This window comes from Halosimplex litoreum (genome assembly GCF_016065055.1).
GTDB lineage: Archaea > Halobacteriota > Halobacteria > Halobacteriales > Haloarculaceae > Halosimplex > Halosimplex litoreum.
Map to the genome: position 1 here is coordinate 1316709 of NZ_CP065856.1, position 13742 is coordinate 1330450.

Genomic DNA, 13742 nt, shown 5'->3' on the forward strand with positions numbered 1-13742 from the left:
CGATCGCGCGTCTATTCGAGCCGTCGCTCCTCGATCGCGAACGTGCTCGCACCGCCCTGCCAGAAGTTGAAGCGCAGCGACGACGACGCCCGGTCGACCCCCGCGGCTTCCGGATCGACGCGCACATCCGTCGCGCTCGTGCCGATGGCGTCGTCGCTCGCGTCGCGGTCGACCTGCTCCTGAAACCCGCCGCCGTTGTCGTACTCCAGCACGAGCGCGCCGCTCCCCACGGCCTGCAGGAACCGGCGCCGGCGGGCCCCCCCGGACCGTCCGCTCGCGCCGACCCCGTCTCCCGTCGATGGGTCGTCTCGGTCGTCGTCTCGTATCATGTGTCCGTGTGTGCCGCAGGGCTGTACCCCGCTGTCGTCTGTCAGTCGTGCTGTTCGACCGCGTCGACCGAGTGGGTCGTCGCGGGCGCCAGGTCGACGAGCGTGACGCGGGTCCGCGCCGGCTCGGCCTCGGCCCGCTCGTTCCCGTCGGCGTAGACGTCGTAGTGGTCGATCCTCGCCGGTGCCGCCGTCGGCCACGAGAGCGTGGCCGTGACGGCGGTGGTACCGTCGACGGACAGCCCAGTGGGTGCGGCCCGCGCGACCGGCGCAGTACCCCCAGTACCGCGGTCGCGCGCTCCCCCGTCGCCCCCGTCGGCGTGGTCGGTTCGGTGCATGGCTGGTCCGTGTCGTGCATCCGACGGTCGCCCCCCGGCGTCCGGATCGCCCCGGACGCCGACGACCGCCGTGGTCGTCGGGTTACTCCAGGTGGATCCCGCTGATCCTGAGCGTGCTACTGCCGCCCTGCCAGAAGTTGAACCGGACCGAGGGCCGCGACCGGTCGATCCCGGCCGCCTCCATGTCGACGCGCACCTCGCTCACGCTCGTGCCGATCGAGTCGTCGGTGACGTTCGAGAGCATGGTCCGCACCCCGCCCATGTCGAACAGCACCTCGGACTCCTCGCCACCGTTCGCGCCGCGGATGGTGAACACGAGCGTGTCGTAGTCGCTGACGTCCTGGTTGATCTGCTCCTGGAACCAGCCGCCGTTGTCGTACTCTAGGATCAGCTCGCCGGCGGACTCCTCGCCGCCGCCGTTCTCGAAGGAGCCGGCGCCACACCACTGCCCGAGGTCGTTGCGGTGGTTGGCCCAGCCGGGATCGCCGTCGTAGTTGTCGACGGTCATCCCCTCGGTGGGCGTCTCCGGCGCGTCCGTCGGCGTCGGCGTGTCCGTCGGCGTCGGCGTGTTCGGCTCGTCGGTCGGCGTCGGCGTGCTCGGCTCGTCGGTCGGCGTCGGCGTCGCGGTCGGCGTCGCGGTCGGCGTCGAAGTCGGCGTCGCCGTCGCCGTCGCCGTCTCGGTGTCTTCCTCGTCGGGGTTGGGCAGGTCCTCGTTGCGGTTCTCTTCGAGGTACTCCTGCCACCACTGACCGGGACGGGACTGGTAGTCGTGGATCTCCCAGGTGCCGTCCTGGCTGGAGTCGTGCTGGAAGAAGGCGGGCTCCCAGGTGTGGTCGAAGTTCCAGCAGATCGGGTGGACCGGGTACTCGTCGATGAACGACTCGAAGTCGTCGGCGTACTCGTCGGCCGTCCCTTCGAGGAACGAGAAGTTGTCCTTGCCGCCGCCCTCGGCCCAGCCGAACTCGCTGAAGAAGACCGGGACCTCCTGGGCGGGCGTCCCGTAGTAGTCCGACAGCGGCCGGAGGCTGTCGTGGGTGTAGACGTGGCCGCTGTAACAGATGTCGTCGCCCTGGAACTCGTTCTGGGGCGCCCAGTAGGTGTACTGGCTCCAGCGGGGCGACCCGATGGTCAGGAGGTTGTCGGCGTGCTCGCGGACCGTGTCGATCCACGGCTGGGCGCGGTCGACCCACATGTCCCAGTAGCGCTTGGACTCCTGGGCCATCACGTCGGTGTCCTGACCGGCGTCCTCGCCGGCGTTGGGCTCGCGGGTCGGCGTGCCCCAGTCACCGGCGTACGGGCCGGTCGGCTCGTTGTAGACGTCGTAGATGACGTGCGTGCGGTTGCTGTAGCGGGGCGCGACGAAGTTCCAGTAGTCGTGCAGCTCCTGGTCGAGTTCGGCGGCGTACTCCTCGGTGTAGCCGTCGAGTTCGGAGGCCTGCTCCTCGGAGTTCCAGAGGACGCCGCGCTCGCCACAGAAGCCCAGGTCGTTGGGGAACGACTCGTTGCCACACTGGTAGTCGCCGATGTCCGCCTCGTTCTGGGGCTGGTGGAAGATCGGGAAGTGGCGATGGTAGTCGATCATCACGTACAGCCCCTGCTCCTCGGCAGCGTCGACGATGGGGTCGACGTACGTCGAGAAGTACGTCTCCAGGTCGGTCTCGTCGAACTGACCCGGGAGTTGGGGGCCCCAGTCGTCGCCGTGGACCATCTGGAGGTCGTTCGCCGCGCTGGCGATGTCCTGGGGCTGGGTCGGCAGTCGGATGATCCGGCTGTACCAGCCGCCCTCGTTGGATTCGTCGGTGTTGGTCGCCTTCTCGAAGACGCCCATGGAGTCCTTGCCGCGCCAGCTGCGGGCCAGTCGGGCGGGGTCGGCGATGTTGACCCCGCGGAGGATGACCTCGTTGTCGCTGGGGTCTTTGATCTTGTTGCCGTCGCGGTGCAGCTGCGGGGTGTCGATCCCGACCGCAGCGACCGATCCCGTCAGGGCCTGGGCGAAGCCGGCCGTGACCGCGGCCGCCCCCGTCGCCTTCAGGACGCTCCGACGGGAGAAACTGCCACTCGAGTCGGAGGTCGATACGTCGTCGTTCGGTTTCTGTGCGCCGTCGTGTGTGCCGTTGTCGCTCATTGGTTGGTAGGGTGTGGGTTCGGTTGTCTGTCTATTCGAGTCGGATCTCGGAGAGTTCGAGCGTGCTACTGCCGCCCTGCCAGAAGTTGAACCGCACCGAGAGGCTGGACGACGAGCGGTCGACGCCGGCGGACTCCAGGTCCACGCGGACTTCCCCCATGCTGGTGCCGATGGAGTCGTCGGTGACGTTCGAGAGCATCGTGCGGACGCCCCCCATGTCGAACAGCACCTCGGACTCCTCGCCGCCGTTCGCGCCGCTGACCTCGAAGACGAGCGTCGAGTACTCCTCGATGGACTCGTTGATCTGCTCCTGGAACCAGCCGCCGTTGTCGTACTCCAGGACGAGCGCGCCGCCGGTCTCCTCGCCACCGCCGTTGGCGAAGGACCCGGCGCCACACCACTGCCCGAGGTCGTTGCGGTGGTTCGCCCAGCCCGGGTCGCCGTCGTAGTCGTCGACCACCATCGCGTCGGCCGGCGGCTCGTCGGTGGGCGTGTCCGGTTCGTCCGTCGGCGTGTCGGCGGCCTCGGTGGTCGCGGTGACCGAGGTCTGTGCGGACTCGTTGCCCGCGTTGTCGACCGCAGCGACGCCGACCGTATAGGTGGTGTCGGCCGACAGTCCGTCGACGGTCGCCTCGGTCGTCCCCGCGGGGACCGTCTGCTCCATCGAGCCGTCGAGGTAGACGGCGTACTCGGCGAGACCGCTCCCGCCGGAATCGGAGACGCCCATCCAGTCGACGGTCACGGCGTCGGTGCTCGTCGACGCGACCGAGAGGCTGGTCGGGGCGGGCGGGGCCGTCTCGTCGGCGGGGCTGCCGCCGGGGCCGCTGTCGACCGACAGCGCCAGGTCGAACGCCTCGCTCGTCGGCTCGTCGCCCGGCGAGAGGTAGCCCCCGGCGAAGCCGGTGTAGACGGTGTCACCGGCCAGCCCCACGTCGAAGGAGGCGACCACGTCGCCGTCGTTACCGGCGGTGTCGCCGCGCACCTGCAGGGTGTAGTTACCCGCGGGCACTTCGACGTAGCCCGCCTGTCCGAAGCTCACGCCGTCGAACAGCGTCGACCCCGACGCGGTCGTCACGTCTACCGCCGGCGCGTCCGGCGAGGCGTGGAGCAGGCGGACCCGCGCCATGTCGTCGCCGATGTCGCTGTTGTCGTCTTCCAGCACGAGCGGGCGGAACTGCGTGTCCGCGTCGAGTTCGCCCACCGCGGCGACCGTGTAGTCGCTGCCGTCCGCGACGGTCACGTCGCCTTCGAAGACCGAATTGCTCGCGTCGCCGGCGGCCGTGATCTCCACGGTGTGAGTCCCGGCCGACACTTCCAGGTAGTCGCTGACCGCCCGGAAGGGCACGTCCGTGAGAACCGCCGTTCCGTCGACGTACACGTCCACGTTCGGCGCGTCCGGCGAGAAGTGCGCGACACGGAGGTTCGCGCTCCCAGCGGGCTCGTCGGTGGGCGTGTCGGGCGTGTCCGTCGGCGGCGTCACCGTGCCGTCGCCGGGGATGCCGTCGTTGCGGTACTGTTCGAGCCAGCTCTTGATGTCGTCGCCCATGCCGCCGCTGCCGGTGGTCAGCGACCACTCACACGGCAGGTCCGAGCAAGCCTCCGGGACCGTGCCGTTGTACGGGTCACCGACGGCGTCGTCGACGTTCTCGGCGAACGGTCGGTCGAACATGACCGGGCGCCAGACCGGGTCGGCACACCACGCCGTCCAGTGGATCGCCTCGCTCTTCTCCAGGAAGTCGTGGAAAGCGTCGCCGAACTCGTCGGTCCCGCCGATGTACTGGCCGCCGTTCTCCTCCCAGCCGAACTCGGTGACGAACAGCGGCGCCTGCTCGTAGACGCCGTTGACGCCCTCGCCGTTGATCGAGGCGTCCTCCCAGTTCTGCTGTCTGCTGGAGTTGTGTCCCGGGTAGATGTGGAAGGTGTAAGCGATGTCCTCGCCGTCGAACTCCTCGACGAGCGCGCCCTCGGGACTCTGGGTCCAGGAGGGCGAGCCCATGAGGATCAGGTTGTCGGCGTGGCTCCGGATGGTGTCGACCCACGGCTGGGCCATCTCCAGCCAGAGCTGCCAGATGTCGGCGACCCACTGCGTATCGGTCGGGTCCTCCCACATCCCTGGCTCGGTGGGCTCGTTGTACACCTCGTAGAGGACGTGCGAGTCCTCGCTGTACCGGGGCGCCACGATGTCCCAGAACATGTCGACCTCGTCCTGGAGTTCGGTGTTGACCGGCCCCGACTGTCCCTCCGCCCAGCTCACGTCGCGGTGGCGGTGGTAGTCGATGATGCAGTAGACGCCCCGCTCCTTGCAACGCTCGACGACCTCGTCGAGGTGGTTGGTCAGGTAGTTCTCCAGCTGGGTCTCGTCGAACGCCGGGACTGGCGGGCCCGAGCCGGGCTCGTACTCACCGATGTCGACGGGCTGGACCGGGACGCGGATCGTCCGCGGGTACCAGCCGTTGCTCGCGTCGGTGAGCATGTCGATCACCTGGACGGCGTCTTTCCCCCGAGCCGCCGACGTGACGTTGATCCGCTTGGGGTCGGCGATGTTCACCCCGCGCAGCGTCACGACGTTGCCGTCCGGATCCTTGATCAGATTGCCGTCGCGATGCAACTGAGGGGTCGGGATGCCCGCCGACGCCGATCCGACGGCGCCCGCGCCGACACCGAGCGCGACTGCGCCCGCCGCCGCCGTCCCTTTCAGGAAGGTGCGGCGGGACGGTCCCCCCTCGTCCGCGCTCGATTCGTTGGATTGCGATGCCTCTCGTCCCCCGTTCGAGGGTTGCTGCTTGTTTGTCATCTCGACCTCCGATACACACCGAGTGGTGTGTAAACTGTACATAGAACGACCGGTATAAAACGTTTTTCTAGCCCGAGAGATAATGAATTACTCAGATCCAGAATAACGATTTTCGAGACCCGAGTAGCCGTTTTTCGGCATATTAGACGGCTCGATCAGCTATGTAATAACTTTGGTAGGTCATAGTAATATTTCATACAAGTATCTAAAATGACTCGACTGGTCGAACGATGTTTCAGCGTCTAAATGTGGTACTACCGGCTGTTCTGTCGACATCTCTATCGTTTATACAGCAGTTAATACAAGTAATTTACATCCAAGCCGTAGGGTTACGTATTACATAATTAAACGACCTTTCAGCGGCCCAAACAGTGGAGAGGTGGATCACGTGAGCCACTCGACGCCGTCGACGGTGACTCGCTTGACCTCGAGGTCCTCGTGGAGCGCGCCCCAGCCGCCCACCGTGTATCGGCCCTCGGGAGTCCAGAGGACGATCGTCGCTTGTCCGGAGAGGTCGGTCATCGTGGGCCGCCGTCCGGTGCGCGCGGAGTCGGCGGAGTACTGGACGTCGGTGAGGACGCCCGAGATCGTTCGGTCGCGTCCGGAGTCCGGTTCCATCCCGCTGACCGTCAGGGAGACGACGGCGTCGTCCCACCACAGCGGGTAGACGTCCCGGATGAACTCCTCCAGACAGACGTACACCGCCGACCGTCCCCGGCAGCGCGAAATCGTCTCCCAGTTCGCCCAGAGGCAGGTCTGGAAGTACCACCGGAAGATGAAGGGGATGATGTCGTCGTCGATCACGATACCGTAGGGTTCGGGCATGCGCGTCGTCGGCGCGAGACAGGCCTTCGTTCGGTCGACGAGCGCGCAGAACGGGCCGGGGAGCGGCCGCTCGCGGATCTCGGTTATCACGTCGGTGACCGGGTGGTCCGCGATCCCCACCTCCCCCGCCGGGACGACAGACGCGCGCACTATCACGTCCGACTCGAACGCCTCCGTCAGCGCGCTCTCGTAGGCGACCAGTTGCTCGTCGGTCAGCGCCAGGTCGACCGTCGAGTCGGCCTCGCGGATCAGCCCCTCGGCGTGGTCGACGACCGTGTCGACCCGCTTGGTCACGTTCATCTTGTTGTCCCCCAGCGGCGACGCCTCCCAGCGGTCCTCGATCTCCTCGGCGACCGCCGAGAGCCGGTCGCTCTTCTCGTGGAGGTCCTGAACGAACTCCGCGGGCTCCCTCGCCCGCGCGTGCAGCGTCTCTCGGTCGAGCGTCTCCACGTATCCCATCTGCTCCAGCTCGGTCAGCACGTCGTAGATCCGCGGGACCGGGACCGAGCAGTTCCTGGCCACGTCCACGGCCGGCGATACCCCCATGTCCAGCAGCGTCAGATACGCGTCGGCCTGGTAGGAGGTCAACCCCGCGTCCTCCAGTCCCCCCAGGAGTTCGTCCCGTTCCATCGTGTTTAAGCGGATATAATACACCAGTACAATAATATTCGCATGACACCAGTTAGCCATATGATACGATCGGGCGCCGAACCGTCGCGAGTTCGGATCGCTTAAGGGTGCGAGCGGGGAACCGACGGGTAACTCGCTGGGCGGTCGGGCACCAGCGGGCGCCTGCCTGTGCAGGTCGGGATGTGATCGCCGGCGACGGCGGTTGAACCACGCAACGCCCGGCGGTGAACACCCATGGCAAAGAGCTTCTACACCTACATCCGGGACGCCTGGAAGGACCCGGACGACGGCAAGCTGGCGGAGTTGCAGTGGCAGCGCAAACAGGACTGGCGCCAGGAGGGCGCCCTCGAACGCATCGAGCGCCCGACGCGCCTCGACCGCGCGCGCTCGCTGGGCTACAAGGCCAAGCAGGGCATCGTGGTCGTCCGTGCGTCCATTCGCAAGGGCGGCGCCCGCAAGCAGCGCTTCACGGCCGGTCGCCGGTCGAAGCGTCAGGGCGTCACGCGGATCACGCGCCGCAAGAACCTCCAGCGCGTCGCCGAGGAGCGCACCACCCGCGTCTACCCGAACCTCCGCGTGCTCAACTCCTACTCGGTCGGGCAGGACGGCAGCCAGAAGTGGTTCGAAGTGATCCTCGTCGACCCCGAGCACCCCGCCATCGAGAACGACGACGACCTCTCGTGGATCTGTGAGGACCAGCACACCGACCGCGCGCTGCGCGGCCTCACCAGCGCCGGCCGCCGCAACCGCGGTCTGAACAACCGCGGCAAGGGCACCGAACGCACGCGCCCCAGCATCTCCAGCAACGAGAACCGCGGCCGGTAGTCGGACCGGATCACAGCTTTTCGCGTCGCTTCGACCCGGGAGCGGCCGCTATCGGCAGACCGTCGCTATCGGCGAAAAGAGAGACGGGAAAATCGCGAGCGAGCGCGCCGACCGGGGACGCCTCAGGCGGCGTGGCCGGCGACGCCGTCGGTCTCGACGCCGTCGCCCTCGCCGCCGGGCGAGACGGCGCTGACCGCGTAGAAGGTCGCCTCGGGGTCGCGGTGGCGCCGCCAGTGGACCCAGGTCCGCACGAGCAGGTACCCGCGTCGGAGCCGGCCGAGTTGGGGTGTCTCGGTCAGCACGTCGTAGTCGCGAGCGCGGATGAGTCGGTGGTGTTCCGCGTAGAACACCGCCGCCAGGAGCACGCCGAACTGACAGTCCTCGGGGAGCATCCGGATGCCGGCGACCCCTTCCCGGTAGCGGCGTTCGGTCCGCTGGAGCTCGTGGCGCATCGCGGCGACGAACCCGTCGGTGACGTTCGCCTCGGCGAGGTCGGACTCCTCGACGTCGAACTGCGCCAGGGTCTCCTCGGGCACGTACACCCGTCCGTAGTCGTGGACGTCCTCGCGCACGTCCCGCAGGAAGTTCGTCAGCTGGAACGCTTCGGCCAGGGCCTCGGCGTGAGACTGGGCCTGTTCGCGGTCCTCGTCGGGCATCTCCATCGCGGCCATCATCATGTTCGCGACGGCGACCGACGACCCGCGCATGTACTCCTCTAAGTCCTCGTAGACGGGGTAGCGGGCCGTCTCGATGTCCTGGACCATCGCGTCGACGAACACCTCGACCTCGCGGTCCTCGATGCCCGTCCGGTCGGCCAGCGACCGAAACGCGTCGAGGACCGCTCGCTCGTCGTCGGTCAGAACGGCCGCGTCGTCCGGGTCGAGGTCGCCCAGCGCAGCTGCCCGCATCGCTTCGAGTCGGCGTCGCTGGGCCTGGGGGTCGGGGTCGTCCGTTCGGTCCACCACCTCGTCGGCGATCCGGAAGAACGCGTAGAGGACGTACGTCGTCTCCCGGACCCGCTCGGGCAGAAGCTTCGTGGCGGCGTAGAACGTCCGGCCCGTCCGCCTGTGGATCTGCTTGCTCGTATCGACTTGGTCGCTCGCTGGCATTGTTTGATAGAGGGTCGCCGGTCGTAAGAACCCGCATGGTACCGCGGGGACCACTACTGGTCAGAGCGCCGGCAGACCGTTGGTGATAGTATGTTCGAGAGAGACTAAATAAGCAACCACCCAAACTGGTTGGGGAGGCACGGCCACGTCCGGCGAACTGCCCGCGGTCGGCGCCTGCGGGGACGCCACCAGCGACGATTCGAACGCCGCTCCCGAGGGAGTCAGCGGCCACGTCCGGGCGGATTGACGAACAGCCCGTCCGCGACGGCGAGCCCGCCGATCACCGACGCGCCCGCCACGAACACGCTCGCGGGGAGCGCCGAGACGAGCGACCCCACGAGCGCCAACAGGAACGCCGCGGGTATCACCACCAACAGGAGATCGTATCGGGAGAGCCGGCTGCCTGCTGCGCTGTGCTCCCGCGTTCGTCGAGCCCCGTCGCTGGTGGCCATTCGTTCGTCACCTCTCGCTAACACGTAGGAGTGATCCACACTAAAATGTTATGTCGAATGGAGTCTCCGAACACACTTCGATCAGTCTCTGAACCGCAGGGAAACATCTCGATATTATTTCCGTGGCTACGCAGAACCCGACACCCGTCGTTGCGTTCCGATACGAGCCGTTCGACAGTTCTCTGAAGGGCTGACCGGTGTCGTCGAACCGCCGTCACAGCGGCGGAACCAGCAGGTTCCAGTACCACAGCAGCCAGCAGGCGACGGCGAGCGACGCGGCGACCAGCGCGTAGTGGACCCGGCCGAAGCGGCCCCAGTACCCGTCGGTCCAGGCCCGAGCGGCGAACCCGAGCGCCGCGACGGTGCCCGCCAGCCCCAGCACCGGCAGGGCGAACAGCGCCGCGAACGTCAGCGAGGGTGTCGACAGCACGGCGAACGGCGCCGCGGCGAGGTGAACGAGCGCGGCGACCGGGAAGACGAGGACCGCGACGGCGGCCCCGGCGGCGACGGCGCGCGCGAGCGCCGCCGGCCGGTCGCGCCACCGGCGAGGGTCGGCGGCGAGACCGCTATCGGTGTCGTCGCCGGACCGAAACCACCCGATCGCGGCGGCCGTCGGCCACCCGAACACCGCCGACAGCAGCCCCAAAATCGACAGCACCGTCAGCGCGGCGTGCAGCGAGAGCCGGTCGACCCCTCCGACGCGCCCGTACGCCGTCGTCGGGTTCGCGCCGCGGTGGAGATACTCGATCGCCTCGCCGTCGGTCCCCGTATCGAAGGCCAGCCGTTCGCTCCCGTCGACGCGTTCGAAGACGAGCGGTTCGATCTCGACCCACCGGCGCGTCACGCTCCCGCCGGTCGTGACCAGCGCGCCGTCGTCGGCCACGCTGACCTCGACGGTGTCGGCCTGGAGCGTCGTCGTGACCCGATCGTGCCAGCTCCGAGAGTGCCGCAGCGAGCGGTACGTGCCGCCCAGGTCGTCGGTCCGCGTCGGCTGGCCGTCGGGCGAGAGCGTCCCGTCGTCACCTGCGTTTGAGCCCGGGTCGGGCAACAGCTCCGACCGGAACCCCTCCAGCACCTCCCTGGCCGCCGAACCGCCATCCGCGCCGTTGTACGCGACGAACAGCCCGAGTCCGCGCTCGGGGACCAGCAACAGGTCGCTGTAGAACGCCGGTGTCCCGCCGTTGTGCCGGAGCGTCCGGACGTCGCCGTGTTCGCTCTCGACGAACCCGAAGGCCATCCCCGGCAGCCGCTCGTGGGCGGTCGCCCACTGGCGCTGGCAGGCCGCGACCGTCTCCGGAGCGAGCACCTGCTCGCCGCCGACGACCCCGTCGTTCAGGTGCAACTGCACGAACCGCGCCATGTCGTCGGCCGTCGTCGACAGCGCACCTGCAGGCGGGATGCCGACGTACGGGAACTCCCCGTCGGTGTAGGTGTCAGCGGGCCCGTAGCCCGTCGCGTGGGCCTCGGCCAGCGAGTCGGGGAGCGGCTGGCGGAAGCTGCTGTCGGTCATTCCCAGGGGGTCGAACAGGTCGGCGGCGATAGCCTCGTGAAACGGCGCGTCGACGACGGTTCCGAGGACACTCCCCGCGACGGCGTAGCCGTAGTTCGAGTAGGCGGGCGCCTCACCGGGCGGTCGGACGCGGGCGTGGCTCCACGTCCGGAGCGCCTCGGGGAGCGGCCGCAAGTCGTCGGGGTCGGTGATCCACAGCCCCTCGTTGGACATCTCGAACCCCGCGCGGTGGGTCACCAGATCGGCGAGCGTGACCGACCCGACCGCGTCGTCGAGACTCGCGTCGAGATACGTCGAGACGGGCGCCTGGGGGTCGATGTCCCCCTGCTGGATCCGTGCCATCAGCGCCGTCGCGACGACCGGTTTCGAGACCGAGCCGACGCGAAACGGCGTGGCGGCGGGGTCGACGGGTGTCTCGCTCTCGCGGTCGGCGACGCCGTAGCCCTTCGTGAGCGCTACCTCACCGTCGGCGACGACGGCGACGGTCGCGCCCGAGGCAGTCTGGCCTTCCAGACTCGACTCGACGAGGTCGTCGAGCAGCGATTCGATATCGGTGCCCCCGTCGTCCTGCAGGACTGCTCGGCGGTCGGCGTCCGGCGGGTCGGCAGCGGGGTCGGTGGCGGGCGAGCCGGCAGCGACGCCCGCCGCCCCCGTCGTTGCGGCGGTGGCGGCGACTCCGGCGAGGAACCTGCGGCGGGTAGGCGACCGTGTCATCGGGACGACCGTTCTGCCCGTCGGGAGAAATAGATTTGGCGTAGGGATTTTCTATTCTCGATTCGACATGACGGACGCCCGGTCCGCGACGGCGACGCGGCGGGACCGCTTCGCTCGGCGGTTACGCCTCGTCGTCGTCGATAACACCGTCACTTCGCTTCGCTCGTGACGAGCGATCGAGTCCTACTCGGACTCGATCACTTCGATCCCGCGGTTGTTGACGGCGTGGGCGTCGAGGCCGACCTCTTCGAGGAACTGCTTGTACTCGCGTTCGCACTGCTCGGCGTCTTTCTGCTGGTCGGAGGCGTGCTTGCACAGCGCCTGGAGGTCCTCGGGCACGTCGTTGGTGTGGACGATCCAGTGGTTGATGAGGTCCGACAGCCGACGGATGGGCGAGGTGAAGTGGCCGTAGATCTCGAAGTTCAGCGCGTGGTGGCCGCCGAAGGGGTCGCTCATGTACTTGGCGCGGGGCATCACGAACATCACGGCCCGCTGGATCTTGTTCAGCTGGCGGCCGGGCGCGTCTTCGAGCGTCGCGTTGACGGCCTTTCGGGGGTCGTCCCACGCTTCGCCGGGGATCGAGACGCCGTCCAGATCCTGGATCTCCTGGAGCGCTTCGTCCCACTCCTGGGGGGAGGGCTGGGGGTGAACGCGGTACATCGCCTCGACGCCGCGGTCCCACATGAGTTCGTGCGTGACGGCCTTGTTGGCCTTGAGCATGCACTCCTCGATGATGGTGTGGGCCCGATCGCGAGCCGGGTTCAGGACGAGCGAGCCGTCCTCCTTGCGCTGTTCGTGCATCCGGTCGGCGAGTTCCCAGACGAGTTCGGTCTTCTCGGCCAGGTCGACGTCGGTGTCTTCGAGCAGGTCGTCGGCACTCGCCGGGTCGTCTAAAATCTCCTCGGCCTCGGAGTAGGTGAGCCGTGCGTCGGACTCGATGACGGATTTGTAGATGTCGATCTCCTCGTAGGAGAGCGTCTCCGGATCCAAGTGCATCTCGACGGTGTGGGCCAGCCGGTCCTCGTTGGGGACCAGGGAGCAGACGGTCTCGGCGAGGATCGGCGGCAGCATGTGGATGGTGTAGTCGGGGAGATAGACGGTGTTGCCCCGTTCGACCGCCTCTTCCCACATCGCGGTGTCGGGGTCGACGTAGTGGGACACGTCGGCGATGTGGACCCAGAGGACGTACTCGTCGTCGCGCTTCTCGACGGAGATGGCGTCGTCGAAGTCCTGGGCGTCGATGGGGTCGGTCGTCCAGGTCGTCATCTCGCGCAGGTCGCGGCGTTCGTCCACCTCGTCGCGGATCTCCTGCTGGACGTCCTCGGTCCGCTCTTCCGCTTCTCGCATCACTTCGGCGGGGAACTCGTCGCGGATCTCGAACTTCTCGAACAGTTCCTCGCGTTTGTTCTCGAGATGGCGGGCCATCTCCTCGTCGATCTCGACGGGGCCCTGACCCTCGATCGTGCCGGCCTGGGCCTGCTCGTCCTCGGTAGTCATGTCCCCGGCTATGACGAGGGTACTGATAGGCTTTCTGTGGTGGGCGAGGGCGAGCGGAGCGAGCCCTCGATGCGAACGGGGAGCGAAGCGACCCGTGAGCAGACGAAGCGAACGCCACGAGAACGCGAGCGGGGAACGGAGTGACCCGCGAGCCGCGTGGTGCGACCGAAGGGAGCACCACGGAGAAGCGAGCGAACGAACGCAAATACGGAACGAGCTACAGAGGCAGCGAGCCGCCGTGGCGCGGCGCGACCGGCGGGGAGCTACCGCTCTTCGACGGAGTCGGCCCGCTCGGCGAGCTCGAGGTAGGTCGCGAGGAAGGCGTCACGGTCGCGGCCGGCGGCGGCCGACTCCACGTCTTCGAGCAGGGCTTCGAGCTCGCCGCGGGGCTGGTGACAGCGCTCGCGGTCGCACGGCTTACAGAGGTGTTCGAACTCCTTGCCCTCCCGGTCCCAGCGGTCGCCGAACTTGTCGTACTCCCGGGCTTCCGAACGGGCGACCGAGTCGCCGCAGGCGATACAGGTCACCTCGTCGCGGCCCCGTTGGGAAGAGCGCCACATACTGCCGGCTTCGGACGACGCCCACTTAGCGCTTACC

11 protein-coding genes are annotated in these 13742 nt (G+C 67.9%); 1 reads left to right on the forward strand and 10 read right to left on the reverse strand.

Annotated elements, in window-relative coordinates; genetic code table 11:
• Positions 1-11 precede the first annotated feature (11 nt).
• The 5 genes from I7X12_RS06455 to I7X12_RS06485 form a co-directional block, all read right to left on the reverse strand.
• A complete protein-coding gene (locus tag I7X12_RS06455; RefSeq protein ID WP_198063028.1) occupies positions 12-329 on the reverse strand; it encodes a hypothetical protein in 318 nt (105 codons plus the stop codon).
• Between the two features lie 41 nt (positions 330-370).
• Entirely contained in the window at positions 371-664 is a 294-nt protein-coding gene (locus I7X12_RS06460; protein WP_198063029.1) for a fibronectin type III domain-containing protein, read from the reverse strand.
• A gap of 82 nt (positions 665-746) precedes the next feature.
• Positions 747-2789, reverse strand: coding sequence for a glycoside hydrolase family 5 protein (locus I7X12_RS06465; protein WP_198063030.1), 2043 nt, complete (start codon positions 2787-2789; stop codon positions 747-749).
• 31 nt (positions 2790-2820) lie between these two features.
• On the reverse strand, positions 2821-5583 hold the full coding sequence (locus I7X12_RS20575; RefSeq protein WP_232343084.1) for a DUF4397 domain-containing protein: 2763 nt from the start codon (positions 5581-5583) through the stop codon (positions 2821-2823).
• A 384-nt stretch (positions 5584-5967) separates the two neighbouring features.
• Positions 5968-7038: a TrmB family transcriptional regulator gene (locus tag I7X12_RS06485; protein ID WP_198063031.1), complete on the reverse strand. Its 1071-nt coding sequence runs from the start codon at positions 7036-7038 to the stop codon at positions 5968-5970.
• A 234-nt stretch (positions 7039-7272) separates the two neighbouring features.
• Here I7X12_RS06485 and I7X12_RS06490 point away from each other — a divergent pair, with 234 nt between their 5' ends.
• Entirely contained in the window at positions 7273-7863 is a 591-nt protein-coding gene (locus I7X12_RS06490; RefSeq protein WP_198063032.1) for a 50S ribosomal protein L15e, read from the forward strand.
• Between the two features lie 122 nt (positions 7864-7985).
• Here I7X12_RS06490 and I7X12_RS06495 read toward each other — a convergent pair whose 3' ends face one another.
• The 5 genes from I7X12_RS06495 to I7X12_RS06515 all read right to left on the reverse strand — a co-directional run bounded on the left by I7X12_RS06495 (position 7986) and on the right by I7X12_RS06515 (position 13705).
• Positions 7986-8972 carry a phytoene/squalene synthase family protein gene (locus I7X12_RS06495; RefSeq protein WP_198063033.1) on the reverse strand — a complete coding sequence of 329 codons (987 nt, stop codon included), beginning with the start codon at positions 8970-8972 and terminating at the stop codon, positions 7986-7988.
• Between the two features lie 221 nt (positions 8973-9193).
• Positions 9194-9424: a hypothetical protein gene (locus tag I7X12_RS06500; RefSeq protein ID WP_198063034.1), complete on the reverse strand. Its 231-nt coding sequence runs from the start codon at positions 9422-9424 to the stop codon at positions 9194-9196.
• A gap of 214 nt (positions 9425-9638) precedes the next feature.
• Entirely contained in the window at positions 9639-11648 is a 2010-nt protein-coding gene (locus tag I7X12_RS06505; RefSeq protein ID WP_198063035.1) for a serine hydrolase domain-containing protein, read from the reverse strand.
• Positions 11649-11831: 183 nt separating this feature from the next.
• Positions 11832-13145 (reverse strand): RNB domain-containing ribonuclease, encoded by a 1314-nt coding sequence (locus tag I7X12_RS06510; RefSeq protein ID WP_198063036.1) that lies wholly within the window; start codon positions 13143-13145, stop codon positions 11832-11834.
• A gap of 263 nt (positions 13146-13408) precedes the next feature.
• On the reverse strand, positions 13409-13705 hold the full coding sequence (locus I7X12_RS06515; protein ID WP_198063037.1) for a DUF7562 family protein: 297 nt from the start codon (positions 13703-13705) through the stop codon (positions 13409-13411).
• Positions 13706-13742 lie beyond the last annotated feature (37 nt).